General features: G+C 63.2%; 21 protein-coding genes. 10 read left to right on the forward strand and 11 right to left on the reverse strand.

All coding sequences use genetic code 11. The features are described 5' to 3' along the window. The first annotated feature begins 101 nt into the window (after positions 1 to 101). The 3 genes from AB5Y72_RS19565 to folA all read left to right on the forward strand — a co-directional run bounded on the left by AB5Y72_RS19565 (position 102) and on the right by folA (position 1,953). Positions 102 to 899, forward strand: a complete 798-nt coding sequence (locus AB5Y72_RS19565) for a threonine/serine exporter family protein (RefSeq protein ID WP_042079167.1) — start codon at positions 102 to 104, stop codon at positions 897 to 899. Between the two features lie 67 nt (positions 900 to 966). Beyond that, a complete protein-coding gene (locus AB5Y72_RS19570; RefSeq protein WP_042079168.1) occupies positions 967 to 1,434 on the forward strand; it encodes a threonine/serine exporter family protein in 468 nt (155 codons plus the stop codon). Between the two features lie 24 nt (positions 1,435 to 1,458). After that, positions 1,459 to 1,953, forward strand: a complete 495-nt coding sequence (gene folA, locus AB5Y72_RS19575; RefSeq protein ID WP_368199479.1) for a type 3 dihydrofolate reductase — start codon at positions 1,459 to 1,461, stop codon at positions 1,951 to 1,953. 66 nt (positions 1,954 to 2,019) lie between these two features. Here the strand turns inward: folA and AB5Y72_RS19580 are convergent, their stop codons facing one another. Genes AB5Y72_RS19580 through AB5Y72_RS19590 form a run of 3 tightly spaced genes read right to left on the reverse strand, consistent with a single transcriptional unit; the run spans position 2,020 to position 6,315 of the window. Beyond that, a complete protein-coding gene (locus AB5Y72_RS19580) occupies positions 2,020 to 2,826 on the reverse strand; it encodes a phosphoadenylyl-sulfate reductase (RefSeq protein WP_042079171.1) in 807 nt (268 codons plus the stop codon). Then, entirely contained in the window at positions 2,816 to 4,528 is a 1,713-nt protein-coding gene (cysI, locus tag AB5Y72_RS19585) for an assimilatory sulfite reductase (NADPH) hemoprotein subunit (RefSeq protein WP_042079172.1), read from the reverse strand. The genes AB5Y72_RS19580 and cysI overlap by 11 nt, the downstream gene beginning before the upstream one ends. Beyond that, a complete protein-coding gene (locus AB5Y72_RS19590; RefSeq protein ID WP_368199576.1) occupies positions 4,528 to 6,315 on the reverse strand; it encodes an assimilatory sulfite reductase (NADPH) flavoprotein subunit in 1,788 nt (595 codons plus the stop codon). The genes cysI and AB5Y72_RS19590 overlap by 1 nt, the downstream gene beginning before the upstream one ends. Before the next feature lie 198 nt (positions 6,316 to 6,513). Here AB5Y72_RS19590 and AB5Y72_RS19595 point away from each other — a divergent pair, with 198 nt between their 5' ends. Continuing rightward, on the forward strand, positions 6,514 to 7,314 hold the full coding sequence (locus tag AB5Y72_RS19595; protein WP_368199481.1) for a PhzF family phenazine biosynthesis protein: 801 nt from the start codon (positions 6,514 to 6,516) through the stop codon (positions 7,312 to 7,314). A 105-nt stretch (positions 7,315 to 7,419) separates the two neighbouring features. Here AB5Y72_RS19595 and lysS read toward each other — a convergent pair whose 3' ends face one another. Together lysS and prfB are read right to left on the reverse strand one after the other, a co-directional pair. Then, positions 7,420 to 8,955: a lysine--tRNA ligase gene (gene lysS, locus AB5Y72_RS19600; protein ID WP_042079176.1), complete on the reverse strand. Its 1,536-nt coding sequence runs from the start codon at positions 8,953 to 8,955 to the stop codon at positions 7,420 to 7,422. Between the two features lie 20 nt (positions 8,956 to 8,975). Then, positions 8,976 to 10,074, reverse strand: a protein-coding gene (gene prfB, locus AB5Y72_RS19605; protein ID WP_157005485.1) for a peptide chain release factor 2 whose coding sequence is annotated in 2 segments (ribosomal slippage) — positions 8,976 to 9,998 and positions 10,000 to 10,074 — 1,098 coding nt in all. Because the reading frame shifts where the segments join, the coding sequence is not laid out codon by codon here. A 249-nt stretch (positions 10,075 to 10,323) separates the two neighbouring features. Between prfB and AB5Y72_RS19610 the strand changes: the two genes are divergently transcribed. Then, positions 10,324 to 12,195, forward strand: a complete 1,872-nt coding sequence (locus tag AB5Y72_RS19610) for a methyl-accepting chemotaxis protein (protein ID WP_042079179.1) — start codon at positions 10,324 to 10,326, stop codon at positions 12,193 to 12,195. Between the two features lie 187 nt (positions 12,196 to 12,382). Here the strand turns inward: AB5Y72_RS19610 and AB5Y72_RS19615 are convergent, their stop codons facing one another. From AB5Y72_RS19615 to gltS, 3 genes are all read right to left on the reverse strand, one after another. Beyond that, positions 12,383 to 13,267 carry a putative bifunctional diguanylate cyclase/phosphodiesterase gene (locus AB5Y72_RS19615; RefSeq protein ID WP_368199484.1) on the reverse strand — a complete coding sequence of 295 codons (885 nt, stop codon included), beginning with the start codon at positions 13,265 to 13,267 and terminating at the stop codon, positions 12,383 to 12,385. Positions 13,268 to 13,324: 57 nt separating this feature from the next. Further along, positions 13,325 to 14,674: a diguanylate cyclase gene (locus AB5Y72_RS19620; RefSeq protein WP_368199486.1), complete on the reverse strand. Its 1,350-nt coding sequence runs from the start codon at positions 14,672 to 14,674 to the stop codon at positions 13,325 to 13,327. A 176-nt stretch (positions 14,675 to 14,850) separates the two neighbouring features. Beyond that, complete coding sequence (gene gltS / locus AB5Y72_RS19625; RefSeq protein WP_325782052.1) at positions 14,851 to 16,050, reverse strand: sodium/glutamate symporter; 1,200 nt, start codon at positions 16,048 to 16,050, stop codon at positions 14,851 to 14,853. A 496-nt stretch (positions 16,051 to 16,546) separates the two neighbouring features. Here gltS and ansA point away from each other — a divergent pair, with 496 nt between their 5' ends. Next, positions 16,547 to 17,554 carry an asparaginase gene (ansA, locus tag AB5Y72_RS19630; RefSeq protein ID WP_042079181.1) on the forward strand — a complete coding sequence of 336 codons (1,008 nt, stop codon included), beginning with the start codon at positions 16,547 to 16,549 and terminating at the stop codon, positions 17,552 to 17,554. A 74-nt stretch (positions 17,555 to 17,628) separates the two neighbouring features. Here ansA and AB5Y72_RS19635 read toward each other — a convergent pair whose 3' ends face one another. Together AB5Y72_RS19635 and AB5Y72_RS19640 are read right to left on the reverse strand one after the other, a co-directional pair. Further along, a complete protein-coding gene (locus AB5Y72_RS19635; RefSeq protein ID WP_368199489.1) occupies positions 17,629 to 17,928 on the reverse strand; it encodes a YeaC family protein in 300 nt (99 codons plus the stop codon). A gap of 39 nt (positions 17,929 to 17,967) precedes the next feature. Continuing rightward, positions 17,968 to 19,401 (reverse strand): glyceraldehyde-3-phosphate dehydrogenase, encoded by a 1,434-nt coding sequence (locus tag AB5Y72_RS19640; protein WP_368199490.1) that lies wholly within the window; start codon positions 19,399 to 19,401, stop codon positions 17,968 to 17,970. A gap of 210 nt (positions 19,402 to 19,611) precedes the next feature. Here AB5Y72_RS19640 and AB5Y72_RS19645 point away from each other — a divergent pair, with 210 nt between their 5' ends. After that, entirely contained in the window at positions 19,612 to 20,415 is an 804-nt protein-coding gene (locus AB5Y72_RS19645; RefSeq protein WP_209793269.1) for a DUF2989 domain-containing protein, read from the forward strand. Continuing rightward, positions 20,412 to 20,969: an NUDIX domain-containing protein gene (locus AB5Y72_RS19650; protein ID WP_209793271.1), complete on the forward strand. Its 558-nt coding sequence runs from the start codon at positions 20,412 to 20,414 to the stop codon at positions 20,967 to 20,969. The genes AB5Y72_RS19645 and AB5Y72_RS19650 overlap by 4 nt, the downstream gene beginning before the upstream one ends. Before the next feature lie 62 nt (positions 20,970 to 21,031). On the opposite strand, the gene sppA is transcribed toward AB5Y72_RS19650, so the two are convergent. Continuing rightward, on the reverse strand, positions 21,032 to 22,876 hold the full coding sequence (gene sppA / locus AB5Y72_RS19655; protein WP_209793273.1) for a signal peptide peptidase SppA: 1,845 nt from the start codon (positions 22,874 to 22,876) through the stop codon (positions 21,032 to 21,034). A gap of 306 nt (positions 22,877 to 23,182) precedes the next feature. Here sppA and AB5Y72_RS19660 point away from each other — a divergent pair, with 306 nt between their 5' ends. Both AB5Y72_RS19660 and AB5Y72_RS19665 read left to right on the forward strand, forming a co-directional pair. After that, complete coding sequence (locus tag AB5Y72_RS19660) at positions 23,183 to 25,210, forward strand: NADPH-dependent 2,4-dienoyl-CoA reductase (RefSeq protein WP_209793275.1); 2,028 nt, start codon at positions 23,183 to 23,185, stop codon at positions 25,208 to 25,210. Between the two features lie 131 nt (positions 25,211 to 25,341). After that, entirely contained in the window at positions 25,342 to 25,890 is a 549-nt protein-coding gene (locus tag AB5Y72_RS19665) for an NAD(P)H nitroreductase (RefSeq protein ID WP_216989707.1), read from the forward strand. Positions 25,891 to 26,336: the final 446 nt, after the last annotated feature.

Below are 26,336 nucleotides of genomic sequence, written 5' to 3' on the forward strand. Positions count from 1 at the left end.
TAATACCCGCAAGGCCGGTGGTGCGGCAGATAGGGATGGAGAAATATCACGTTTGGGGTAATATCTCGGCATATTCCATCTTGCTAACACTCAAAGGGATCATGAGCAGCATCACACCAGGAAGGGAGCTGTCGCGGGAGCAGCAGACGGAGATCACCCGGATCATCGTCAAGGCGGGCCAGATGCTGGCCCAGTTTGGGGCCGAGAGCCGCATCATAGAGCAGACCACGGTCCGGCTCGGCATGGCGTTGGGGCTGGAGAGCGTCGAGATGGCCATCTCCTCCAGCGCCATCGTGCTCACCAGCCTCTATCGTGGCAGTTGCGTCACCACCACGCGCCGGGTGCGGGAGCACGGCATCAACATGCAGGTGGTGTGCGAGATCCAGCGCATCTGCATCATGACGGAAAAGGCGCTGATCGGCGCGCGGGAAGTGCGCCAGCGGCTGGAGGCCATCACGCCGTTCCATTACCACCCCTGGCTGGTGGTGCCCATGGTGGGCCTCTCCTGCGGCGCCTTCAGCCTGCTGTTCGGCGGTGACTGGCCCATCTTCCTGGTGACCTGCTTCTCGGCCTCGGTGGCGATGCGGGTGCGCCAGCTGATCGCCCGCCATCACCACAGCCCGCTCATCAACTTCGCCGCCACCGGCTTCATTGCGACACTGCTCTCCTCCAGCGCCACCTTCTTTGGCTGGGGCGAGCAACCCTATCTCGCCATGGCGGCCAGCGTGCTGCTGCTGGTGCCGGGGTTCCCGCTCATCAACGCGGTCTCCGACATGGTGAAGGGCTACTTCAACATGGGGCTGGCCCGCTGGGGCACGGCGACCCTGCTCACCATCAGTGCCGCCATCGGCATCATATTGGCCATGTCGGTCACCGGTATCTGGGGGTGGAAGGTATGAGGGGTTTGCATCAGGCGCCGAATATCACGCTGGCGACGTCGGTCGGCCGCATTCAAGGAGGAAAGGCATGATGGATCTGCTCTGGCTGCTGGCCAAGGATGCCTTCTGGTCGGCGATTCCGGCGGTGGGCTTTGCCATGCTGTTCAACGTGCCGCCACGGATGCTGAAATACTGCGCCATGGGGGGCGCGTTGGCCCACAGCCTGCGCACCCTGCTCATCCACTACGGCATGCCCATCGAGTGGGCCACCCTGGCGGCGGCGACCACGGTCGGCTTTGTCTGTGTCTACTGGTCGCGCCGTCTGCTGGCGCCACGCCCGGTGTTCAGCGTCGCCTCCATCATCCCCATGATCCCGGGCAGCTATGCGTTCAAGACCATGATCGCCATAGTGGAGCTCAACATCTCCGGGGTGACCATGGAACTGCTCCAGAGCGCGGTGGAGAACGGCTTGAAGGCTATCTTTATAGTAGGAGCATTGAGCTTCGGGCTGGCGATACCCTCCCTGGTCGTGTACCGTAATCGCCCCATTGTCTGAGTCAGGGTGCAAGAGACCGACACCATGAAAATTTCCATGATTGCCGCCATGGCCCACGATCGCGTGATCGGTCTGGACAACCAGATGCCCTGGCATATGCCGGCCGATCTGGCCCACTTCAAGCGGGTGACCCTGGGCAAGCCGGTGCTGATGGGGCGCAAGACCTTCGAGTCCATCGGCCGCCCGCTGCCCGGGCGTCGCAACCTGGTCATTAGCCGTAATCCGGGATTCAAAGCGCCCGGCATAGAGGTTTTTTCATCCATCGACGAGGTGTTGGCCACATTATCTGAGGCCGAGTCGCCAGAGGAGCTGATGGTGATAGGTGGTGGCCACCTCTATGGCCAGCTGCTGCCCCAGGCCGACAGGCTCTATCTGACCCGCATCGATCTGGCGGTGGCAGGGGACACCCGTTTCCCGGCGTTCGACGACGAGCAGTGGCTGCTCGTGGAGAGCGAGACCCATCCCGCTGACGAGAAGAACCCCCATCCCTATCGCTTCGAGACCTGGCAACGGTGCTGAGTGCGCCGGCCAGAGACGACAACGCCCGGCACTGGCCGGGCGTTTTTTTATGGACGAAGGTCGGGCTCAGATGCCGGAGCCGTCGTTCTCGCCGTTCTCTTCGTGCAGGCCGCACTCGCGCTTGAGGCCGAAGAAGCGGGTCTGCTCCTCGCTCATGCCGGGCTCCCACTTGGTGGTGGTGTGCACGTCGCCGACCGACAGGTAGCCCTGCTCCCACAGCGGGTGGTAGGGCAGGTCGAACTCCTTGAAGTAGTAGAAGACGTCCTTGTTGCTCCAGTCGATCACCGGCAGGAACTTGAAGCGGCCGCGCTGGATGGCCAGCACCGGCAGCTTGCCCCGGCTGCCGGACTGCTCCCGGCGCAGGCCCGAGAACCAGGTGCGGGCACCGAGCTCGTTCAGGGCGCGGTCCATGGGCTCCACCTTGTTGAGCTGGTTGTAGCGGGTGATCCCCTCCACCCCCTGCTCCCACAGGAGACCGAAGCGGGCCTCCTGCCAGGCCGGGCTGAGTTCGGCCCGATAGATCTTGAGGTTGAGGGCGAGACGCTCGGTCAGCTCGTCGATGAAACGGTAGGTCTCGGGAAAGAGATAACCGGTATCGGTCAGCACCACAGGCACGTCGGCCCGCTCGCGGCTCACCAGGTGCAGCATGAGCGCCGCCTGGATGCCGAAGCTCGACGACAGCACATGCTCCCCCGGCAGGTTGGCCAGGGCCCAGCGCACCCGCTCGGGGGCGCTCATGGCGTCCAGCTCCCGGTTGAGGGGGGCCAGCGCCTCGGTCTGCTCCTCGCGGCTCAGGGCCAGCAGGGCGTCAAGGTCGAGCCGGCCGTCGGCGGTGCGCGCCAGCCGGGCTGTACCAGTCTGCTCAGGCTGCATAGAAGTCCCTCGCGGAGTCGATGACCGGGGCTATGATGCCGGCGCGAATGACGAAATCGCCGAAGCACTCGCCCGGGTTGCGATCCTTGGCCCAGCGGCCGATCAGGGTGTCGAGCTCCGCCAGGATCTGCGGCTCCGTGATGTTCTCCAGATGCAGGCGCGGGATGCGGGTCCCCTCGAGGTTGCCCCCCAGGTGCAGGTTGTAGCGTCCCGGCGCCTTGCCCACCAGCCCCACTTCCGCCAGCATGGCGCGACCGCAGCCATTGGGGCAGCCGGTGACCCGGAAGATGATGGCGTCATCCGCCAGACCGTGCTTGGCCAGCAAGCCCTCGATGTCGGTGACGAAGGCGGGTAACATGCGCTCGGCCTCGGCCATCGCCAGCGGACAGGTGGGCAGGGCCACGCAGGCCATGGACTGCTTGCGCTGCTCGCTCACGCCGTCATCCAGCAGGCCGTACTGGCGCGCCAGGGCTTCGATGCGGGCCTTCTCACCGGCAGGCACGCCCGCGATGATGAGGTTCTGGTTGGCGGTCAGGCGGAAGTCACCCTGATGCACCTTGGCGATCTCCAGCATGCCGGTCTTGAGGGGCTTGCCCGGGAAGTCCAGCAGGCGGCCGTTCTCGATGAAGAGGGTGAGGTGGTGCTTGCCGTCGATCCCCTCCACCCAGCCGAAGCGATCGCCACGGCTGGTGAACTCATAGGGGCGAACCGGCCCGAACTGGATGCCGGCGCGGCTCTCCACCTCGGCCTTGAAAGCCTCGACGCCGACGCGCTCCAGGGTGTACTTGGTCTTGGCGTTCTTGCGGTTGACCCGGTTGCCCCAATCGCGCTGGGTGCTGACCACGGCGGCCGCCACTTCCAGCACGTGAGAGAGCGGGATGAAGCCAAAGTCGCTCGCCTTGCGCGGGTAGGTGCTGGTGTCGCCATGGGTCATGGCGAGACCCCCGCCCACCAGCACGTTGAAGCCCACCAGCTTGCCGTGATCGCTAATGGCCACGAAGTTGAGATCGTTGGCGTGGATATCCACGTCGTTGTGGGGCGGGATCACGACCGTCGTCTTGAACTTGCGCGGCAGGTAGGTGGAACCCAGGATCGGCTCCTCGTCACCCCCCAGCTTCTCGCCGTCCAGCCAGATCTCCACATAGGCGCGGGTCTTAGGCAGCAGGTGTTCGGAGATCTTCTTGGCCCACTCGTAGGCCTCCTGGTGCAGCTCGGACTCCACCGGGTTGCTGGTGCACAGCACGTTGCGGTTCACGTCGCCCGCGGTGGCTATGCTGTCGATGCCGGTGCTGTTGAGGGTCTGGTGCATCAGCTTGATGTCGCGCTTGAGTACGCCATGGAACTGGAAGGTCTGGCGGGTGGTCAGGCGGATGCTGCCGTAGAGGCTGTGCTCTTCGGCGAACTTGTCGATCACCTGCCACTGGGCCGGGGTGATGATGCCGCCCGGCAGGCGGGCGCGCAGCATGACGTTGTGCAGGGGCTCCAGCTTCTGGGCCGCGCGCTCCGGGCGGATGTCGCGGTCATCCTGCTGGTACATGCCGTGGAAGCGGATCAGCTGGAAGTTGTCGCCGTTGAAGCCACCGGTGAGGGGATCCTGCAGATCCTCGGCTATGGTGCCGCGCAGGAAGTTGCTCTCGCGCTTGAGGCGCTCGTTGTCGGAGAGCGGCCCTTCGACCGGTCCCGGAATCGTTTTTTTGCTCATCAGTAGACATCCCTTTGATAACGTTTGGCACGACGCAATTCGCTCAGATACTCTTCCGCCTCCTCACGGCTCTTGTGGCCGTGTTCGGCAATCACATCCAGCAGGGCCTCCTGCACATCCTTCGCCATGTGGTTGGCGTCGCCGCACACATAGAAGTGAGCGCCTGCTTCCAGCCACTGGTAGAGCTCGAGCCCGGCTTCGCGCAGTCTGTCCTGTACATAGATCTTGTGGCCCTGATCCCGGCTGAAGGCCAGGGAAATTTTCGACAGCAGGCCCGATTTCACATAACGCTGCCACTCCACCTGATAGAGGAAGTCCTGGGTGAAGTGGGGGTTGCCGAAGAAGAGCCAGTTCTTGCCCTCTGCCCCCTGGGCTTCCCGCTCCTGCATAAAGGCGCGGAAGGGGGCGATGCCGGTGCCCGGACCCACCATGATGACGGGGGTGTCGGGGTTTTGCGGCAGGCGGAAATTGTCGTTGTGCTCCACGAAGACCCGTACCTCGGCATTTTCCGGCAGACGGTCCGCCAGATAGGAGGAGGCGCCGCCTGAGCGCACAGTGCCATCTTCCTGCGGGTAGCGCACCACGCCGACGGTCAGGTGTACCTCCTCTTCCACCTCGCTCTGGGCGGAGGCGATGGAGTAGAGGCGGGGAGTGAGGGGGCGCAGCAGCGCGATCAGTTGATCGGCACTCAAGGAAGCCGGGAAGCGTTTCAGTACGTCCACCACCTGGGCGCTGGCCACCAGGGCGTTGATCTGGGCCTTGTCACCGGCCAGATCCTTCAGTGCCGCGTTGCCCGCGATCTCGGCGAGGCCCGTGATAAAGCCCCCGTGCAGCCGGGTCAGCTCGTAGTGGCGGGTCAGGGCGTCCTTCAGGTTGCCATGGGGGGTGGCCTCGTCACCGGTCAGACCGGCCAGGGCCAGCACTTCTCCCACGAGATCCGCGTCGTTGTCGAACCAGATACCGAGCGCATCTCCCGGTTGATAGGTGATGCCGGACTCTTCCAGGTTGATCTCGATATGGCGGATGTCCTTGGTGGAGTCGCGGCCGGTGATCTTCTGGTTCACCGAGAGCCGTGCCGGGAAGGGGTTCTCCTTGTGGTACTGGCTGTGGCCGACGGCGGCCTGCACCGCGCCCGCCACGCTGGCGGTCGCGGCGCCTGCGGACAGGGTGGCGGCGACCGCCGCAACGGCCTGTTCGCCCCAGGCCTTGGCGGCATCCTGATAATCCACATCCAGGCTCGCAAGCTCATAAATGCGCTCACCACCGGCTTTTGACAGGAAGCCGTCGAAATCCTTGCCGGTCTGGCAGAAGAACTCGTAGGAGCTGTCACCCAGCCCCAGCACGGCGAACCTGAGGCCGTCCAGCTTGCCGACCTTGCCCTTCTTGAGCTGCTCGAACAGATCGACGGCGCTCTCGGGGGGCTCCCCCTCCCCGTAAGTGCTCACTACCACCAGCAGGTGGGTCTCTTTCTTGAGTTGCTTGGGTTTGTAGTCCGCCATGGAGGTCAGGGTCACCGGCAGGCCGCGGGCCTCGGCCTGCGCCTTGATGGCGCTGGCCACGCCCTTGGCGTTGCCGGTCTGGGAGCCGTAGAGGATGGTCAGGCTGCCGCCGGGGGCCGCGGTTTCTGCGCCTGCGGCCGCCACGGGCTGGACGCCCGCCTGGGAGAGGCCGTAGAGATAACCGCTGACCCAGGCCAGTTGCTGGGTATTGAGGGTGGAGAGAACTTGGTTGAGCTGGCGCTGCTGCTCGTCAGAGAGCGGGCTCAGGGTGGGGGCTGTCAATGGCATCACACATGTCTTCCATGGTCTGATTTTTGGTCAGGGTAAGGGGTGTAATGAATAACAACAAAGAATAAAAATATCTTCTTTATGCGATTTATGAATTTATAAAGCCAAAATCCATCTCAGCCCCGGGGCGCCCGTGATATAAAAATGGCCTTGCCGAGCCCCCTCTCCCGGGGATAACTCATGCCCCAAGGAGCAACCATGTCCCGTCTCTATCATGTCAACGCCTTCAGCCATCACCCCTTCGGAGGCAACCCCGCCGTGGTGGTGCTGGGGGAGACACGGCCCGACGCCGAGCTGCAGGCCATGGCGGCGGAGTTCAACCTCTCTGAGAGCGCTTTTCTGACCCGGCTGGGAGAGGGGCACTATGGGTTGCGCTGGTTCACCCCGCAAGTGGAGGTGGACTTGTGCGGCCATGGCACCCTGGCGGCGGCCCACGTGCTGTGGCAGACGGGGGAGGTGCCCGGGGAGCTCCCCATCCGCTTCGCGACCCGCAGTGGCGAACTACTGGCCCGGCGGGAGGGGGAGTGGATCTGGCTCGATTTTCCCCGCATCTCCCTGGCGCCCCTCGAGCTGGATCCCGCCTATTGGGCGGCTCTTGGTTGCCAGCCTGTCCACAGTTTCGCTGCGGGGGCCAAGTTCCTGCTTGAGCTGGCCAGCGAGGAGGCGGTCCGCGCGCTCACACCGGATTTTCACGCCCTGCGGGCGCTGCCGGGGCGGGGGATCATGGTGACGGCGCCATCGAGCCGGAAGGAGGACGACTTTGTCTCCCGCTACTTCGCCCCCTGGGTCGGGGTGGACGAGGATCCGGTGACCGGCTCCAACCACTGCGCCCTGGTGCCCTTCTGGGCCGAGCGGCTCGGCAAGATGCGGCTCAAGGCGCGCCAGATCTCGGCCAGAGGCGGAGAGCTCAGGCTCATCCTGCAAGGGGAGCGGGTGCTGATGGCGGGCCGGGCGCTGACCCTGTGGCAGGGGGTGTGGTTGTTGCCGCCGGCGATATAAAGCCGGGGCAGCCCGCCCTGGATCATCGGAGATAAAAAAACGCCCCGCAGTGCGGGGCGTTTCCATTGTGATCGCGCTCGGGAGGGAGCCCGGCGGGGATCACACTTACTTCTGCGGACGCAGGGCCGGGAACAGGATGACGTCGCGGATGGTGTGGCTGTTGGTGAACAGCATCACCAGGCGGTCGATACCGATGCCCTGACCGGCGGTGGGCGGCAGACCGTGCTCCAGCGCGGTCACGAAGTCGGCGTCGTAGAACATGGCTTCGTCGTCCCCTGCGGCCTTCTGGTCAACCTGGGCCTGGAAGCGCTCGGCCTGATCTTCCGCATCGTTCAGCTCGGAGAAGCCGTTGGCCAGCTCGCGGCCGCCGATGAAGAACTCGAAGCGGTCGGTGACGTCCGGGTTCTGGTCGTTGCGGCGGGCCAGGGGAGAGACGGCGGCCGGGTACTCGGTGATGAAGGTCGGTTGCAGCAGCATGTGCTCCACGGTCTCTTCGAAGATCGCGGTGATCACGTGGCCCAGCTCCCAGCTCTTCATCAGCTCGATCTTCAGGCCCTTGGCGACGGCGGTGGCTTTCTCCAGGGTCGCCAGATCGTCACGGGTCACGCTCGGGTTGTACTTCAGGATGGAGTCCACCATGGAGAGGCGCTGGAACGGCTGACCGAAGTCGATGGTCAGGCCCTCTTCGCCTTCTTTGGCGTAACGGATCTTGGTGTCGCCCAGGATGTCCTGCGCCAGGGTGCGCAGCATCTCTTCGGTGAGATCCATCAGATCGATGTAGTCGGCGTAGGCCATATAGAACTCGAGCATGGTGAACTCGGGGTTATGGCGAACGGAGATGCCTTCGTTGCGGAAGTTGCGGTTGATCTCGTAGACACGCTCGAAACCACCGACCACCAGACGCTTCAGATAGAGCTCAGGCGCGATACGCAGGTACATGTCGATGTCCAGCGCGTTGTGGTGGGTGATGAAGGGGCGAGCGGAGGCGCCACCGGGGATGACCTGCATCATGGGGGTTTCCACTTCCATGAAGCGCTTGTCGTTCAGGAACTTGCGGATGCCGGCCACCACCTTGGTACGGGTCACGAAGGTCTTGCGGGACTCTTCGTTGGCGATCAGGTCCAGGTAGCGCTGGCGGCAGCGGGCTTCCTGGTCGGTCAGGCCCTTGTGCTTCTCGGGCAGGGGGCGCAGCGCCTTGGTCAGCAAGCGGATCTCGCCGACGTGGACGGAGAGCTCGCCGGTGTTGGTGCGGAACAGGGTGCCCTCGACGCCGACGATGTCCCCCAGATCCCACTTCTTGAACTGCTCGTTGTAGAAGCCTTCCGGCAGGTCGTCACGGGTCACGTAGACCTGGATCTTGCCAGCCATGTCCTGCAGGGTCGCGAAGGAAGCCTTGCCCATGATCCGGCGGGTCATGATGCGACCGGCAATCTTCACCCGTTTATTCAAGGCCGCCAGCTCGTCGGCGCTCTTGTCGCCGAACTCGGCGTGCAGATCGCCGGACAGGCTGTCACGACGGAAGTCGTTGGGGAAGGGGTTGCCCTGGGCGCGCAAGGCGGCCAGCTTGGAGCGACGCTCAGTCATCTCGTTGTTCAGTTCGAGAGTCTGGTCGACTTCCGGGGTGGTGGTTTGTTCAGACATGGTGATTCCTGCTGCTCTGTTTACAGGCCTGATTTCAGGCTGGCTTCGATAAACTTGTCCAAGTCGCCGTCGAGTACGGACTGGGTGTTGCGGGTCTCGACGCCGGTGCGCAGATCCTTGATACGGGAGTCATCCAGTACGTAGGAGCGGATCTGGCTGCCCCAGCCGATGTCGGACTTGGTCTCTTCGAGGGCTTGCTTCTCGGCGTTCTGCTTCTGAATCTCCAGCTCGTAGAGCTTGGCCTTCAGCTGCTTCATACACTGATCTTTGTTCTTGTGCTGGGAACGGTCGTTCTGGCACTGCACCACCACGCCGGTCGGGATGTGGGTGATACGCACCGCGGACTCGGTCCGGTTGACGTGCTGACCACCGGCACCGGAGGCGCGGTAGACGTCGATGCGCAGGTCGGCCGGGTTGATCTCGATCTCGATGTCGTCATCGATCTCGGGGTAGACGAACACGGAGCAGAACGAGGTGTGACGACGGCCACCGGAATCGAACGGTGACTTGCGGACCAGGCGATGGACGCCGGTCTCGGTGCGCAGCCAGCCGAAGGCATACTCGCCGGTGAACTTGATGGTGGCGGACTTGATGCCGGCCACGTCGCCCTCGGAGCATTCGATGAGCTCGGGCTTGTAGCCGTGGGCATCGCCCCAGCGCAGGTACATGCGCAGCACCATGTTGGCCCAGTCCTGGGCCTCGGTGCCGCCGGAACCGGACTGGATGTCGATGTAGCAGTCGGAGCCGTCGTGCTGACCGGAGAACATGCGGCGGAATTCGAGATCCACCAGCTTGGTTTCGAGCTCGTCGGCTTCGGCCACGGCCTCGTTGAAGGTCTCTTCGTCTTCCCCTTCGACCGCCAGGCTGACCAGCATCTCGACGTCCTCAACACCTTGTGTCAAGACGTCTATGGTGCTGACCACGTTCTCCAGGGAGACGCGCTCCTTGCCCAGCGCCTGTGCGCGCTCGGGTTCGTTCCAGACATCCGGCTGTTCCAGCTCGGCATTGACCTCTTCTAGACGCTCTTTCTTGGCGTCATAGTCAAAGGTACCCCCTAAGCAGCTCGGTCCTCTCAGACAGCTCCTTAAGCTTGTTTAATACAGGATTGACTTCAAACATCGTGAAAACTCTCGGGGTCGATGTGATTTAAAAACGGGATATTCTAGCCAATTGCAGAAGGAATAAACAGGGTTGGCTGGCCCCGGTCGCCTTCCGTCGCCGATTTCCCAGGCCATTTTCTTCATTTCCGGGCAAAATATCGTCCGTGGCGCCATTCTCAGCTTCAGTTTTGCTCTGACTGGCCGCTAACAACATATAGTGCCGTGCACTCGAGCAATCCTGTTCCTGACCCCACAAGAAGAAAACACGATGAAAAACCTATCACTCAAGCAGAAGATACTGTTGTCTGTGGTCATCGCCCTCTCCCTGGTGATCCTGCTGCTCTCCTGGCAGAGCTATACCAGTCAGAAGTCCCTGCTGCTGCAAGGCAGTCAGGAACAGGTGCAGCGTCTTGGCAGCCAGCAGGCGGCCAGCGTCAGCGACTGGCTCGCCGCGCGCCGTGACGTGATCCAGGCCCTTGGCAACAAGGCCGGCCCCGAGCCCCTCAACGCCCTGCAACAGGCCCAGGTTTCCGGCCGCTTCCAGCTCACCTATTTCGGCGAGGGCAGCGGCAAGATGCACGACTCCGACCCCTCCATCAACCGCGACGGTTACGATCCCCGCTCCCGTGGCTGGTATCAGGAAGCCATGGCCAAGGGCGGCATGATAGTCACCAAGCCCTACCTGGACGTGGCCTACAACATCCTGGTGGTGACCCTGGCCCAGCCGGCCCAGGGCGGCGTGGTGGGGGGCGACCTCTCCATCGCCTCCCTGGTGGAGGACGTCACCAAGATGGCCCTGCCGGCGGACGGCTTCGCCATCCTGATGCACAAGGACGGCACCGTCATCGCCTACAAGGACGCGGCCAAGGCGATGAAGCCGGCCAGCGAGATCGACAACGATCTGACCAACGCCCTGATCGAGCAGAGCAAGAGCGGCAACAGCCTGGTGCCGGCCTACTTCGACAACGAGGGCCGTGACAAGCTGCTGTGGGCGGTGGATATCCCCAACACCGACTGGGAGCTGGTGCTGGTGCTGGACAAGGCGACCCTGGAGGCGCCGCTCTCCTCCCTGCTGATGACCCAGCTCGGCCTGGCCCTGCTGGTGCTGGTGGGCAGTATCCTCGCCATCTCCTGGCTGGTCAGCCTGCTGCTCGGCCCCCTCACCAAGGTTTCCCAGGCCCTGGCCCGCATCGCCGACGGTAACGGCGATCTGACCCAGCGCATCAAGATCGACGCCAACGACGAGGTGGGCCAGCTCGCCAACAGCTTCAACCGCTTCGTGGGCAGCCAGCACCAGCTGATCGGCAACATCCGCCAGCTCGCCAACGAGCTGAACGCCGATGCGGAGCGCAGCCTGGTGACCAACCAGGCCGCGGTGGAAGAGCTGCAGCGCCAGCAGCAGGAGGTGACCATGGTCGCCACCGCCGTCACCGAGATGGCGAGCGCCACCATGGAGATCGCCGGCAACGCCGAGAACACCGCCGCCGCCGCCCAGCAATCCGCCCAGAGCAGCGAGCAGGGCAAGATGCTGGTGAACCAGACCCGCCACTCCATCAACAACCTGGCGGAGGAAGTGGGTCAGGCCACCGGCGTCATCGGCGAGCTGAGTCGCCACGCTCAGGCCATCTCCGGCATCCTCTCCACCATCCAGGGCATCGCCGAGCAGACCAACCTGCTGGCGCTGAACGCGGCCATCGAGGCGGCCCGTGCCGGTGAACAGGGTCGCGGCTTCGCCGTGGTGGCGGACGAGGTGCGGGTGCTGTCCCGCCGCACCCAGGACTCCACCCAGGAGATCCAGTCCACCATAGAGACGCTGCAACAGACCACGGCCCGCGCGGTGAGCCTGATGCAGACCAGCCAGGGGCTGGCGGACAACAGCGTGAAAGACGCCGATGCTGCCGCCGCCGCGCTCGAAGAGATCACCCAGGCCGTCTCGCTGATTTCCGACATGGCGGGCCAGATCGCCACCGCCGCCGAGGAGCAGACCCAGGTGACCGGCGAAATCACCCAGAACACCACCGCCATCAAGGACGTGAGCGACGAGATCACCGCCGCCGCCATGCGCGACCTGGATCAGGCGCACAACCTCAAGGGGCGGGCCACCGACCTGAACAAGCAGGTGTCGACCTTTATCCTGTAAGACGCCAGTCGCAGCCTGTTCGAGCTGACATAAACAAGCCCCGCACTCGAGAGAGCGCGGGGCTTGTTCGTCAGGGGCTGCGGGTATGTCGTCAACGCTGCTTGCGGCGAAACGCCAGTTGTGCCTGGCGTGCTCGCCTGGGGACGCCAGCGAGCGAAGGCATCCGCTGGGTGCAGGTCTCTGTCAATCAGGCGGGGGGCCTGCCAGCTTTTAGTTCAAGCCAATGAGTCAGATCGGTTTTGTTCATGGGATGCGCGAACAGGTAGCCTTGCATCAAATGGCACCCCAACTGGTAGAGTTGCACGCGCATCTCCTCGGTCTCGACGCCTTCCGCAATGACGGGCATCTCCAGTTCGCGTCCCAGTAAAAGCGCCGCCTTGACGAGCCTTTCATCCCCTTTCAGCAGCGTCTGGGTAAAGCTGTAGTCCAGTTTGATCGCATCGATAGGCAGGGACAGCAAGCGCTCCAGGGAGGAGTAACCGGTGCCAAAGTCATCAAGATGGATTTTGAATCCCGCTTGATTCAGTGCCAGCAGTTGATCTTCCAAGCGACCGTGATTCTCGGCAAAGAGACTCTCCGTGAGTTCAAAATGGATGGCGTTCCTCGGCAACTGATGACGATCGGCCAGCTCGGCGAGTTGTGTCACCAGCTCTGGCTCCATCAATTGCAGCACCGACAGATTGATGTTGATGTTCAGGTCGGGGTAGGCGCATCTCAGTTCACGCAGCGTTCCCATCGCCTGGTCGGCAATCCACTTACCCAGGGGGATGATCAGTCCGGCCTGTTCTGCCAGAGGGATAAATACACTGGGGGGACAGAACCCCGTTGGGGTGGGCCAGCGGCACAGGGCTTCCACCATGGCGACGCTGCCACCTTCCACATCCACTATGGGTTGATACCAGACCTCAAATTGCCGCAGTTGCAACGCTTCCCGCAATGCCTGTTCCAGCTGCATGCGCTGTGAAAGCTGCTGATGCAGTATATCCCGATAACAGCGGTAGCAATGTTTGCCCGCCTGCTTGGCATCGTACATGGCCAGGTCGGCGTTCCGGATGAGCTCATCTGCGCTCATGGCACCATCATCGTAAGCGATTCCGATGGAGGCTCCGACCTGGATTTTTCGCCCTCCCTACTCGATTTGCTGGCCGGATATAGTGAACATCAGACGCTCGGCGAGCGAAATGGCGCCCTCTTCCTCTCTGACCATCTTGGTGATGATGGCAAATTCGTCACCACCTATGCGAAACAGCATGTCTTCACCACGAATCACCTGCTTGAGGCGTTCTGCGATGGTTAGCAAGACCCGATCCCCTGTCTCGTGTCCCAGGCTGTCATTGAGGGTCTTGAAATCGTCCAGATCGATCATCAGCAAGGCAATGCGGCAACGGTCATGTTTGGTGAGCAGGCAGGGATGCTGATTGAGCTGCTCGCTCAAAAATTTCCGATTGCCCAATTGGGTCAGCCCATCGCGTCTGGCCTCATCGTAGAGGGCCTGCTCCGAGAGTCGGAGCTGCTCCACCATGCTATTGAGCGCCTTGGCCAGAGTATCGAACTCGGGGTTACCCGATAGAGGCCAATGTTTGCTTGTTGGCTGCAGGCTGCTGTATTGCTCGGCCAGGCGGATAAAAATGGTGAGCCGACGCATCACCATTCGTTCATAAATGGTAATAGTGCCCAGGCCGGCGGCGATCAGGAGCAGGGTTGAGTTGATGAGTAGCATGCGATTGCTGAGCCGCTGTTGCGTCAGCAATTGGTGATCTGGGGGGATGCGCAGTATGAGCCGATTGGTATTCTCGCTGTCTGGCAGAGCGCGCTGCTCGGCAAGGGGGGCCCCCCCTGTATCTCGGAGAAACTCGATGTCCAGCTTGGTCATGTCCCGGATCTGTTGCACGCCTGTCCCATCAAGTTGGCGGATCATGGCTATCCAGCCCTCCAGCTGCGGGTTGGTGGCATCAGGGTCGTGAACAGGATGAACCGCTAGCAGGATGGGGTGCTCTTGATACCAGCCGTTCAGTGTGTATCCCCGTGTGCCTGGTGATGACCAGTAGCGGGTGAGATAGTCCTGCGTTTTGGACCAGATGGGGTGGGTGTTGCCCAGCGTCACGTAGGTCGCTCCCCCTCTACCGATTACACGATAGAGCGAGTGATCCGGTCTGATGAACAGGACAAAGTGGGCATTGAGGTTATCCAGTGTTCCCGCGTTGAAGTTCTCGTCGAGATAAGTGGGCAAGTTGCCATGGATAAAGCGAATGGAGTCTCGCCATTCGGCATAGTCTCGTGTGCTGATCATGAGGCTCTTGTGCATGGATTCAATGTACAGCTGGGCACGATCCAGGGCTGCTTGCTGATTATGCTCGTTTAGAATCCGGGTATTGGCAGAGAGTACTGTCGTGCTGACGCCATAGCTGATGGCTGCTGCGCATGAGATCAGCAGCAGAAGATAGAGAGACACTTTATTGCGCAGACTGTTGAGTCTCACCACATCACCTCATATTGACTACGTCGTAAGCCAATAGTAGTGGAAGGTGATCAAGGCGGTCGCTGTCTGACTCCTATTACGCAAAAAGCCCCCTCTTCGCAAAAAGAGGGGGCCTCGGTCATCAGAATCCCCCGGGTTGAGGGTTCCTGTGCCTATTGCGTCTGAGAGGACGGGAATTACAGGAAGGGCAGAGCCAGGAACAGCTTGATCACCACGGCGTTGATGATGTCGATGAAGAAGGCCCCCACCATGGGCACCACCAGGAACGCCATGTGGGACGGGCCGAAGCGCTGGGTGATGGCCTGCATGTTGGCAATCGCCGTGGGGGTGGCGCCGAGGCCGAAGCCGCAGTGGCCCGCCGCCAGCACGGCCGCGTCGTAGTTGCTGCCCATGACCCTGAAGGTGATGAACACGGCGTAGAGCGCCATCGCCACCGTCTGGGCCGCCAGCAGCACGAAGATGGGCAGGGCCAGGCTCGCCAGATCCCACAGCTTCAGGCTCATCAGGGCCATGGCCAGGAAGAGCGACAGGCTGACGTTGCCGAGCAGGGAGACCTCCCGATCGCTCACCTCGTGCCAGTTCAGCAGGGTCAGGACGTTGCGCAGCAGCACGCCGACGAACAGCACGCAGACGAAGACCGGCAGCTCCAGGGCGCCGCCCTTGAGGTAGGCGGAGAGCATCTCGCCCCCCTTCAGGCTGATGGCGATGAGCGCCAGGGTCTCGATCACGCTGAAGGTGGTCAGCGGCCGCTCCATGTCCGGCATCTCGAAGCCCTGGGGAGCGTCGTCCCGGTTGTGCTCCTCGCCGGGCACCTGCACCTTCTTCACCAGATGACGGGCCACGGGGCCGCCGATCACCCCCCCCAGCACCAGACCGAAGGTGGCGCAGGCGATGGCGAGCTCGGCGGCGGACTGCACCCCGTACTTCTCGGTGAAGATGGAGCCCCAGGCGGCCCCGGTGCCGTGGCCGCCGGACAGCGTGATGGAACCGGCCAGCAACCCCATGTGGGGATCCAGACCCAGCAGGGTAGCCAGACCCACCCCCAGGCTGTTCTGCATCAGCAGCAGGCCGGTGACCACCAGCAGGAAGGTGAGCACCGCCTTGCCGCCGCGCTTGAGGCTGGCGAGATCGGCGGAGAGACCGATGGAGGCGAAGAAGGTCAGCATCAGCGGGGTCTGCAGGCTGGTGTCAAATTGCACCTCCAGTTGCAGGGTGGAGCGCAGCAGCAGCAGGATCAGGGCGACCACCAGGCCACCGGCCACGGGTTTGGGGATGTTGAAGGTGCGCAGCGGCCCGATCCGGTTGACCAGCAGACGGCCGAGCAGCAGCACCAGAGTGGCGGCGACCAGGGTGGTGTAAGAATCAAGTTGTAGCATTCGGTACTCCCATGTTGATCGGCTGTGTCTTTGGCGAGAAAGACGCACAGATCCAGCCGGGATGAAACAGAGTGGCGAAGGCGCCAATTACAGAGGGGGCCTGGGCCCCGTCCCACGCGAAAATGGGAACGATACGAGCCCGTCAGCGACGGGCGTTCAGATGAGATTCTTGAGAAATCCGGCGGATATTAGCAAAAAACATCGTTTATATCCATGTTCATCACATTAATGATTAAAACAAGACGTTAACATGGAATTTAACACTGCCATGCGGAGCCCGCTGCGAAGGGCGGTGATACAGTCTCGGCTGTCATTTGGGGCGACACTCTTTATAATTCGCCCGTTTCCAGCCCGCAGGGGGAAGCAGAAAGTGAAGGACGCGGCTGATGCCCCATATTTCCCCCTGTCCGCACCAGGATGCTGGGCGTGACGAGGGAACGTGTCGGTTGAGCCCCAACATGATTTGCCGGTTTCCAGTCCACAAAGAGGAGAGGGTGTGAAGAAGTCCATCTACATCGCCTACACAGGCGGCACCATAGGGATGCAGCGTTCCGACCACGGCTATGTGCCGATGGCGGGCTTCATGGAAGACTGTCTGGCGCGGATGCCCGAGTTCCATCGACCGGAAATGCCGGATTACCATATCCACGAATATGCTCCCCTCATCGACTCTTCCGACATGACGCCGGCGGATTGGCAGCGCATCGCCGAGGACATTAAAGGCAACTACGAGCAGTACGACGGTTTTGTCATCCTGCACGGCACCGATACCATGTCGTTCACCGCCTCGGCGCTTTCCTTCATGCTCGAGGATCTGCACAAGCCGGTGATCATCACCGGCTCCCAGATCCCGCTCGCCGAGCTGCGCTCCGACGGTCAGCAGAACCTGCTGAACGCCCTCTACATCGCGGCCAACTACCCGATCCACGAGGTGACGCTCTTCTTCAACAACCAGCTCTATCGCGGCAACCGCAGCAAGAAGGTGCACGCCGACGGCTTCCACGCCTTCGACTCGCCGAACTACCCGCCGCTGCTCAACGCCGGCATCGCCATCTCCCTGGAGGCCGGTGAGCTGGGGATGCCCTCCGATCGCCCCCTGGTGCTGCACGACATCACCCCCCAGCCCATCGGTGTGGTGACCCTCTACCCGGGGATCTCGGCGGAGGTGATAGCGAACATCCTGCAGCAGCCGGTGCGTGCGCTGATCCTGCTCTCCTTCGGGGTGGGCAATGCGCCGCAGAACCCGGCCATGCTGGCGCTGCTCTCCGAGGCCTCGGCCCGGGGCGTCATCATCGTCAACCTGAGCCAGTGCCTGCACGGCAAGGTCAACATGGGGGGCTATGCCACCGGCAACGCCCTCTCCCGGGCCGGGGTCATCTCGGGCTTTGACATGACCGCCGAGGCGGCGCTCACCAAGCTGCACTTCCTGCTGAGCCAGGATCTGCCGGCCCCGCGCATCCGCGAGCTGATGCAACAGTCGCTGCGTGGGGAGCTGACCCCCTGAAGGTAAAGCTTGCTGCACGGCGCAAAGAGAGAGGGGAGCCATGTTGGCTCCCCTCTGTAGTTGTTGCGGGCAGGTCAGGCTCTGTGACTGATCTCGATACGGACTATCTCTTCCTCGTCGCGATACTGGCGCTTGAGCTCGCTCTTGCTCTTCATCACTATCTCGCCGTCACGGCCAATGTTCATGTGCTCGGGGTTTTCAAGGTGCATCGCCTGCCAGGCCATCACGGCCTGCAGGGAGGTGGCCTTCTGCTCCTCGGTGAGGGGCTTGCCGTCCGGCCATTTGCCGAGCTCGACCGCGGTCTTGAGCCGCTCGTACACCTCTTCGGGCATCTGCCTGATTGCTTGCAAAAACTCACCCTGTTGAAACGACATCCGGCCTCTCCTTGAACTATTGAGCCATAAACTGCGGGATCAGACCGGCAGATCCTGGCGGACTACGCCGGCCATCTGCTCCATCACCCGCACTACCTGACAACTGTACCCGAACTCGTTGTCATACCACACGTAGAGCACGCAGTGATCCCCCTCGGCGATGGTGGCCTGGGAGTCGACAATGCCCGCGAAGCGGGATCCCACCATGTCGGAGGAGACCAGCTCTGTACTGGCGCTGAAGTCGATCTGGCGATGCAGGGCCGAGCTCAGCGCCATCTGTTGCAGATAGGCGTTGAGGCTCTCCCGGTCGGTCGCCTGCTCCAGGGACAGATTGATGATGGCCAGGGACACGTTGGGGGTCGGCACCCGGATGGCGTTGCCGGTCAGCTTGCCCTTGAGTTCCGGTAGCGCCTTGGCTACCGCCTTGGCGGCGCCGGTGCTGGTCATCACCATGTTGAGGGCGGCGCTGCGACCGCGGCGCTCGCCCTTGTGATAGTTGTCGATGAGGTTCTGATCGTTGGTGTAGGAGTGGACCGTCTCCACGTGGCCGTGGCGGATGCCGTACCTGTCCTGCATCACCTTGAGCACAGGGGTGATGGCGTTGGTGGTGCAGGAGGCGGCGGAGATGATCTTGTCATCCGGGCCTATCACCTCGTGGTTGACCCCGAACACCACGTTCTTCATCTCCCCCTTGCCGGGGGCGGTCAGCAGCACCCGGGCGGCGCCACGGGCCTTGAGGTGCTCGGACAGGCCCGCCTCGTCACGCCAGACGCCGGTGTTGTCGACGATCAGCGCGTTATCGATGCCGTAGGCGGTGTAGTCGATGTCGGCCGGGCTGTTTGCATAGATCACCTGGATGAAGGTGCCGTTGGCGATGATGGCGCTGCGCTCCACATCCACCTCGATGGAGCCGTTGAAGGGGCCGTGCACCGAGTCGCGGCGCAGCAGGCTGGCGCGCTTCTCCAGATCCCCGTCCCGGCCGCCGCGCACCACGATGGCGCGCAGGCGCAGGGAGTTGGCGGCGCCGGTGCGCTCGATCAGCAGCCGGGCCAGCAGGCGGCCGATGCGGCCGAAACCGTAGAGCACCACGTCGGTCGGAGCGGGCACGCCCGCCCGGTTCAGGGCCGGAGCCAGCTTGGCGCGCAGATAGTCCTCGATGCCCGCCTCGTCCTCATGATCCTGCCAGTAACCCACCGCCAGCTTGCCGAGATCGACTTCGGCGGCGGTCGGGTTCAGCGCGACCATGGCTTGCAGCAGGGGGAAGCTGTGCTGGATGGGGAGGGGGGTGCCCTGGTGGCGGCGAACGACCCGGTGGGCCTTGAGGATGTCGATGGTGGAGGCGTTTTGCAGGGGGCGGCCAAAGATGGTGATCTCTACCCCTTGCTGGCGGTAGAGGCGGCCTATCAAGGGTTGCATGGCTTCGGCGAGCTCCTGGCTCTCCTGCCACGCCTGCAAGTAGTGCTCGTGGGTCATTAACCAGATCCTTTATTTCACGTTGTTGAAGCAAGTTGCCTGGGCAAATTGAAATTCGTCGAATGCAGATCAGTGTAGGGCTGATGGTTTCGTTATATTATTCTGCAGTCGCGGCCTTATACGGCGCGCGCATTGTAATGGATATGTAGCCTGTTTGCTAGTTGGCGGTGGCCAGGGCGGGTTGCGATTGTTACCGACCAGACGTGAACCATGACCCTATTCCCACAGCGTCCGTTACTGCTCTCCCTCGCCTGCTGCCTGACGTTGACGGCCTGCGACGACGACAGGATCCACAACATCTGTTCCCAATCCCCGGCCCTGTGTGAGGATCTGGTGGACGACGGCTGGTGTCGCCACGAGCGCAGCGACGTCATCCGCGCCCGCTACCGCCTGCAGGAAGAGGGGACGGACAGGCGCCAGTACGAGTTGATGCGCGGACTGGAGCGCTACCTGCAGTGCGCCGAGCACTCCACCAACATCGAGTACAAGCGGGCCCGCGAGCAGAAGAGCCCCCGGGTGGAGGGCATGCTGGCCGCCGGCACCCAGCTGGAGCAGCTGGATGCCCAGACCCGCAATTCCCGGGATCCCTATCTGCTGCTCTGGCACTGGACCAACAATACCAATCCCCAGGCCCGGGCCGACTTCCTGGCGCTGGAAGGCACCCCCGCCCTCGAGGAGCCCGAACTGCAACTGGCCCTGGGAGGCATCTATGCCAAGAGCGAGCCACAGAAGGCCATCACGCTGATGCACCATGCGCTCTCCCTCTACGGGGAGGGGGACAGGGTCAACAGCCGGATCCTCACCGCCCTCAGCACCCTCTACATGGGGCAGAAGGCGTTTGACCAGGCCTACCTGTGGGGCAAGGTGAGCGAGTCCTTCCAGGAGAGCCCCGAGGTCTCCTCCACCCGGCTCGGCCTCTATCACGCCATCGGCAAGGCGCGGCAGGAGCAGCTGGACGAACAGGCCGCCGCCATCGTCGGCGCGCTCGAGCAGGGGAGCTACCAGGCCCCATGATCCCGCCCCTGTCAGAAGCCCGGGAGTGGGCCCACCCCTTCGACATTCGCCTCGTGCACGGCCGGATCCAGTGCGAGGGGCGGGTGCTCGAGCGGAGCACGGTGAGGGCCGTGGTGCTGCGCGGCGATCGGCTGCTGCTGGTGCACTCCAGCGTCAACGGCGATCTCATGTTCCCCGGTGGCGGCGTCGAGGCGGGGGAGTGCCACGGTGCCGCCCTGGCCCGTGAGCTGCGGGAAGAGTGCGGTGCCGAGCTGCTGGAGGTGGGGCCCCTGCTGGGAGAAACCCGGGAGTACCGCGCCGCCCGCGAGCCGGACTACGACGCCTACTGCATCCGATCGTCCTATTACCTCTGCCGGGTGGGGGAGGGGTGGAGCGAGCCCTGTCCCCAGCCTTACGAGATCCGCCTCGGCTTCGCCCCGGGCTGGTTCGCCCTGGCCGAGGCCCTGCAGACCAACAAGACCCAGCTGGCCGGCCCCTGTCCCCAGTGGACGGTGCGGGAGACCCGGGTGCTGGCCGAGCTGCACCGCTGGCATGAGTCCGGCCTGCTGGCCTGAGGCTTTCTTCTCTTCGCCCATAAAAAAACCGCCCGAGGGCGGTTTTTTTATGGGGAGTCATGTCACTGGACACAGACCGGGCAGAAGGCATAGGTGCCCTGCGGATCGTTGAAGCGGGTCAGGGGATCCAGGCCGCGGTTCATCTCCAGCAGCGCCTTGCCAAAGCCTGCGGGCAGCCAGCTCTGCAGGTGCGGGGCCAGGATGCGGGCGCTGCTGTCGAACAGCTCGCGCAGGAACTTGTCCCGGGCGGACTCTTCCGGTGCTATGGGGGTGACCTGCCAGCGCTTGAGATTGGCGAGCTCGGCGGCGGCCTTGAGGGCGTCGTCCAGATTGCCGAACTCGTCCACCAGTCCCAGATCCTTGGCATCCCGACCTGTCCAGACCCGGCCCTCGGCGGCTTTCTCCGCCTCCTCCGGGCTCAGGCCGCGGCCCTTGCCCACCAGGCCGACGAAGCGCTGATAGGTGTCTTCCACGCTGAGCTGGATGGCCTCGCCCACGTGCTCAGGCAGGGCCCGGGTCAACCCGATCCCCACGAAGTCCGTGGTGCCCACGCCGTCGGTATGCACCCCGTACTGGGAGAGCGCCTTGTCGATGGTGGCGAACATGCCGAACACCCCGATGGATCCGGTGAGGGTGGTGGGGGAGGCGAAGATCTTGTCCGCATCGGCGGAGATCCAGTAGCCACCGGAGGCGGCGTAGCTGCCCATGGAGATGACCACCGGCTTGCCCGCCTGTTTCAGGGCCAGCAGCTCGGCGCGGATCTGTTCGGCGGCGAAGGCGCTGCCCCCCGGGCTGTCGACCCGCAGCACCACGGCCTTCACCTGGTCGTCGCGGCGGGCCTCGGCCAGCAGATCGGCCAGGCTGTCGCCCCCTATGGTGCCGGCGGGTTGCACGCCGTCCATGATGGCGCCGCTGGCGGTGATGAGGCCCACCTCATCCTTGCCACTCTGGGGATACTGCTCCGGAATGGCGGCCAGGTACTCCTTGAGGCCCACCCCCTTCCAGCCGTGATCATCGCTCTCGCCCACCTCCTTGATCACCGCCTGGGTCATCTCGTCGCGGGTGGCGAGCTGATCCACCAGGCCGTTGTCGAGGGCGTAGCTGGCGGCGTTGCCACCGGCCTTGCGCAGCAGCTCGAGGAAGTGATCCTTGTTGGGTGCGACCGCATCGGGCTCGATCTCCCGCTGCTCGGCCACGTCCGCCACATAGGATTGCCACAGCTGATCCAGCCAGCGCTGGTTCGCCTCCTTGCTCTCGGGGGACATCTCGTCCCGGGTATAGGGTTCGACGAAGGACTTGTAGGTGCCGACCTTGAACACGTGGGGGGTGACGTTGAGCTTCTCCAGCGCCGACTTGAAATAGGTCTGGTAGACGCCGAGGCCCTCGATCAGCACGGCACCGCTCTGGTTGAGCAGCACGTGATCGGCGTGGGCGGCGAGCAGGTAGGCTCCCTGGCTGTAGTAGTCGGCCATGGCGATGACCGGCTTGCCGCTCTCCTTGAAGGTGTCGATGGCGGCTGCCACCTCCTGCAGCTTGGAGAGGCTGGCTCCCTGCAGTCCCTGGGGCTTGAGCACCAGCGCCTTGATGCGATCGTCATCCCCGGCGCTCTTGATGGCCCACAGCAGATCGGAGAGCACTATCTCGCTCGGCTGCTCGTCGCTGCTGTCCATCTGCCGCAGCAGTTGCACGGTCGGATCGGTTTGAGTGCGCTGCTCCACCAGCACGCCGGAGAGGTTGAGGGTGAGGGCACCCTCGATGGGGGTGTCCGGGGTCTCGCTCTGGCCGACGCTGAAGGCGATGACCAGCACGACGAGCAGAAACAGCAGGTTGACCAGCATCAACCGGGTAAAGTTGAGCAGACGCCAGAGGCTGCGAAATAGCCACCCCAGACCTTTGAAAATAGACATGGCTGCGTTGTCGCCCTGTTAATGGGTAGAGAAGGGCATTATTAACCAGTTGCACCGTTAATTGCCATTTCCCCTTGGCAACGATCGCCTGCCCCGCCTTCGGAACACGGCTGTTCGCTGAAAAAATGTCCAAACAATTGTTTGAAAAAGAATTTTTGATTCTTTACTCTAGCCCCAGTTTGATAACAAAAAATTAACTGGAGGCCCCGTGAGCCACACGCCCATCCTGCCGACGTCGCCCTGGCCTTGGGCGATGGCCGGATCAGGGCGGGGTGCCTCCAGCCCGGCCCCGACAAGGAGTTCATGATGAGCCGTTATCCCACGCTGCTGACCCCCCTCGACCTCGGCTTTACCCGGCTGCGCAACCGCGTATTGATGGGGTCCATGCACACCGGCCTCGAAGAGGAGAAGGGGGGCTTTGACAAGCTGGCCGCCTTCTATGGCGAGCGGGCTCGTGGCGGGGTCGGTCTCATCGTGACCGGCGGCATCGCCCCCAACCTGCGGGGGCGGTTGGTGCCCCATGGCACCCAGCTGAGCTTCCCCTGGCAGGTGGCCAAGCACAGGAAGGTGACCGAGGCGGTGCACCGGGAAGGGGGCAAGATAGCGCTGCAGATCCTCCATGCCGGCCGCTACGCCTATCATCCGTTCAGCCTGGCGCCGAGCGCACTCAAGGCGCCCATCTCCCCGTTCAAGCCCCGCGCCATGAGCGAGCGGCAGATCCGCGGCACCATCCGCGACTTCGCCACCACGGCAGCCCTGGCCAGGAGTGCGGGTTACGACGGCGTGGAGGTGATGGGGTCGGAAGGCTATCTCATCAACCAGTTCATCTGCGAGCGCACCAACAAGCGTACCGACGGCTGGGGCGGCAGCTTTGATAACCGGATGCGCTTCCCGGTGGAGATAGTGCGCGCCATCCGCGAGCGGGTCGGCCCGGATTTCATCATCATCTTCCGCCTCTCCATGCTGGATCTGGTGGAGCAGGGCTCGACCCTGGCAGAGGTGATTGCGCTGGGCAAGGCGCTGGAAGCTGTGGGGGTGACCCTGATCAACACCGGCATCGGCTGGCACGAGGCCCGCATCCCCACCATAGCCACCAGCGTGCCGCGCGGCGCCTTCAGCTGGGTGACCGCCGAGCTGAAGAAGCATCTCACCGTGCCCCTCATCACCACCAACCGCATCAACACGCCGGAGGTGGCGGAGCGCATCCTGGCGGGGGGCGAGGCGGATATGGTCTCCATGGCGCGCCCCTTCCTGGCGGATCCCGAGTTCGTCATCAAGGCGGCCGAAGACAGGGCGGACGAGATCAACACCTGCATCGCCTGCAACCAGGCCTGCCTGGATCACGTGTTCAAGCAGAAGCGTGCCTCCTGTCTGGTCAACCCGCGAGCCTGCTTCGAGACCGAGCTCACCTTCGGCCGGGTGCCCCAGCCCAAGAAGCTGGCTGTGGTGGGGGCGGGTCCGGCGGGGTTGGCATTCGCCTGCTACGCCGCCGAGCGCGGCCATCAGGTGAGCCTGTTCGATCAGGCGAGCGAGATCGGCGGCCAGTTCAACTTCGCCAAGCAGATCCCGGGCAAGGAGGAGTTCCACGAGACCCTGCGCTACTTCGCCAGGCGGCTGGAGAAGTGCGGTGTCGAGCTCTATCTGGGTCAGCGCCAGAGCGCCGAGAGCCTGCTCGGCGGCGGCTTTGACGAGGTGATCCTCGCCACCGGCATCCGCCCGCGCACCCCCAACATCCCGGGGATCGAGCATCCCAAGGTGCTGAGTTACCTGGACGTGCTGCGAGATCACAAGCCGGTGGGCGAGAAGGTGGCGGTGATCGGGGCCGGCGGTATCGGGTTCGACGTGGCGGAATATCTGGTGGAGAAGCGAGCCGAGGGTGAGGCGGTGCAGCAGCGGGATCACTGGCTCAAGGAGTGGGGCATCGACCGGCAGCTCGGCGAGCGCGGCGGTCTGATCAAACCCGAGATCGACGCCCCCGAGCGCCAGATCTGGCTGCTCCAGCGCAAGGAGAGCAAGGTGGGGGACGGCCTTGGCAAGACCACAGGCTGGATCCACCGCACCGTGCTCAAGAACCGCAGGGTGCAGATGCTCTCCGGGGTGCAGTACCTGCGCATCGACGACCAGGGGCTGCACATCCAGGTGGGTGAGGCCAAGCAGTGCCTGCCGGTGGATCAGGTGATCGTCTGCGCGGGGCAGGAGCCCCTCAAGGAGCTGCAGGCCGGCCTGCAGGCGGCGGGCAAGCCGGTACACATCATCGGCGGGGCGGACGTGGCCGCCGAGCTGGATGCCAAGAGAGCCATCCGGCAAGGGGCCGAGCTGGCAGCCGTCATTTGACCGCTCTCCACCCTGTCACCGGTGGCTGCACAACCCCATGGGATCGCGACAAACCCCTGAGACCCAGGGGTTTTCTTCATCCGGTGCTGTGCTAAGGTAGCGCCATCATCGCCTTTGACAAGGAACTGCCCATGGACGCCCTCCATCTGTTACTCAATCGCCACTCCTGTGGCCGCCTGACCGAGCCTGCCCCGAGCGGCGAGGTGCTCGACAACATCCTGAAGGCGGGGCTGCGGGCGCCGGATCACGGCACCTTGACCCCCTGGCAGTTCATCCTGTTCGAGGGAGAGGGACGGGAGCGACTGGGCTCTCTGCTGGCCGAGGCGGCCCGTGCCCGCGGCGAGGACGAGGATGGCATCGAGAAGAGCCGTGCCGCCCCCCTGCGCGCCCCCCTGGTGATCGCGGTGGCGACCCGCTATCAGGTGCACCCCAAGGTGCCGAAACTGGAGCAGGAGCTCTCCGCCGGCTGCGCCCTGATGGCGATGCAGATGGCGGCCCAGGCCCAGGGGTTCAACGGTATCTGGCGCTCGGGCTGGTTCATCTTCGATCAGCAGATCAACGCCGGACTGGGGCTGGCACCCGAGGACCAGCTGGTGGGCTTCCTCTACCTTGGCACCCCCATGCTGGAGGCCCGCAAGCTGCGCGAACTGCCGATGGCGGACTTCGTGCGCCGCTTCTGAGTCAGGATAAATGCAAAAAAGCCCTGATTATTCAGGGCTTTTTTGTTTCTTCGCATCGGCATCAGGCTGTACTGATAATTGGGCGCTTGCCAAGGGGGGAGAAGGGGGCCGGACGAACATTTTTTAAATAGTGAGAGGTTCTTCTCAATCCCGGTTGATTACGCTATGTAAAACGTTTGCGCCCCGCTATTATCCCAGTGCCAGTTTAGAAGGTGACCCCTTCTAATTTTCTGCGATGAGAGTCGCAATTCCGTAGCACCTTTTTACAGCCCAACGTCCCGGTGACATTGGGCTTCATTTTTATCCGCGCTTTTCAGGTGTCGGCTCCATTCGTCTCGTAGCCCCGGCAAGCAAGCCCTTTTACAAACCCGCTCGGTCTTGATGACATCGAGCTTTATTTTTATCTGCGCTTTTTGGCGGGCAACCCTTTTGACAGATGGCGCGGT

The organism is Aeromonas sp. R7-4, assembly GCF_040908055.1.
Taxonomy (GTDB): Bacteria; Pseudomonadota; Gammaproteobacteria; order Enterobacterales; family Aeromonadaceae; genus Aeromonas; species Aeromonas sanarellii.

What these genes read in the sequence shown, in the direction of transcription:
- AB5Y72_RS19565 (WP_042079167.1), top strand. Translation starts at nt 102, where the DNA reads ATGAGCAGCATCACACCAGGAAGGGAGCTGTCGCGGGAGCAGCAGACG.
- AB5Y72_RS19570 (WP_042079168.1), top strand. Translation starts at nt 967, where the DNA reads ATGATGGATCTGCTCTGGCTGCTGGCCAAGGATGCCTTCTGGTCGGCG.
- folA (WP_368199479.1), top strand. Translation starts at nt 1,459, where the DNA reads ATGAAAATTTCCATGATTGCCGCCATGGCCCACGATCGCGTGATCGGT.
- AB5Y72_RS19580 (WP_042079171.1), bottom strand. Translation starts at nt 2,826, where the DNA reads ATGCAGCCTGAGCAGACTGGTACAGCCCGGCTGGCGCGCACCGCCGAC.
- cysI (WP_042079172.1), bottom strand. Translation starts at nt 4,528, where the DNA reads ATGAGCAAAAAAACGATTCCGGGACCGGTCGAAGGGCCGCTCTCCGAC.
- AB5Y72_RS19590 (WP_368199576.1), bottom strand. Translation starts at nt 6,315, where the DNA reads ATGCCATTGACAGCCCCCACCCTGAGCCCGCTCTCTGACGAGCAGCAG.
- AB5Y72_RS19595 (WP_368199481.1), top strand. Translation starts at nt 6,514, where the DNA reads ATGTCCCGTCTCTATCATGTCAACGCCTTCAGCCATCACCCCTTCGGA.
- lysS (WP_042079176.1), bottom strand. Translation starts at nt 8,955, where the DNA reads ATGTCTGAACAAACCACCACCCCGGAAGTCGACCAGACTCTCGAACTG.
- AB5Y72_RS19610 (WP_042079179.1), top strand. Translation starts at nt 10,324, where the DNA reads ATGAAAAACCTATCACTCAAGCAGAAGATACTGTTGTCTGTGGTCATC.
- AB5Y72_RS19615 (WP_368199484.1), bottom strand. Translation starts at nt 13,267, where the DNA reads ATGAGCGCAGATGAGCTCATCCGGAACGCCGACCTGGCCATGTACGAT.
- gltS (WP_325782052.1), bottom strand. Translation starts at nt 16,050, where the DNA reads ATGCTACAACTTGATTCTTACACCACCCTGGTCGCCGCCACTCTGGTG.
- AB5Y72_RS19635 (WP_368199489.1), bottom strand. Translation starts at nt 17,928, where the DNA reads ATGTCGTTTCAACAGGGTGAGTTTTTGCAAGCAATCAGGCAGATGCCC.
- AB5Y72_RS19640 (WP_368199490.1), bottom strand. Translation starts at nt 19,401, where the DNA reads ATGACCCACGAGCACTACTTGCAGGCGTGGCAGGAGAGCCAGGAGCTC.
- AB5Y72_RS19645 (WP_209793269.1), top strand. Translation starts at nt 19,612, where the DNA reads ATGACCCTATTCCCACAGCGTCCGTTACTGCTCTCCCTCGCCTGCTGC.
- AB5Y72_RS19650 (WP_209793271.1), top strand. Translation starts at nt 20,412, where the DNA reads ATGATCCCGCCCCTGTCAGAAGCCCGGGAGTGGGCCCACCCCTTCGAC.
- sppA (WP_209793273.1), bottom strand. Translation starts at nt 22,876, where the DNA reads ATGTCTATTTTCAAAGGTCTGGGGTGGCTATTTCGCAGCCTCTGGCGT.
- AB5Y72_RS19660 (WP_209793275.1), top strand. Translation starts at nt 23,183, where the DNA reads ATGAGCCGTTATCCCACGCTGCTGACCCCCCTCGACCTCGGCTTTACC.
- AB5Y72_RS19665 (WP_216989707.1), top strand. Translation starts at nt 25,342, where the DNA reads ATGGACGCCCTCCATCTGTTACTCAATCGCCACTCCTGTGGCCGCCTG.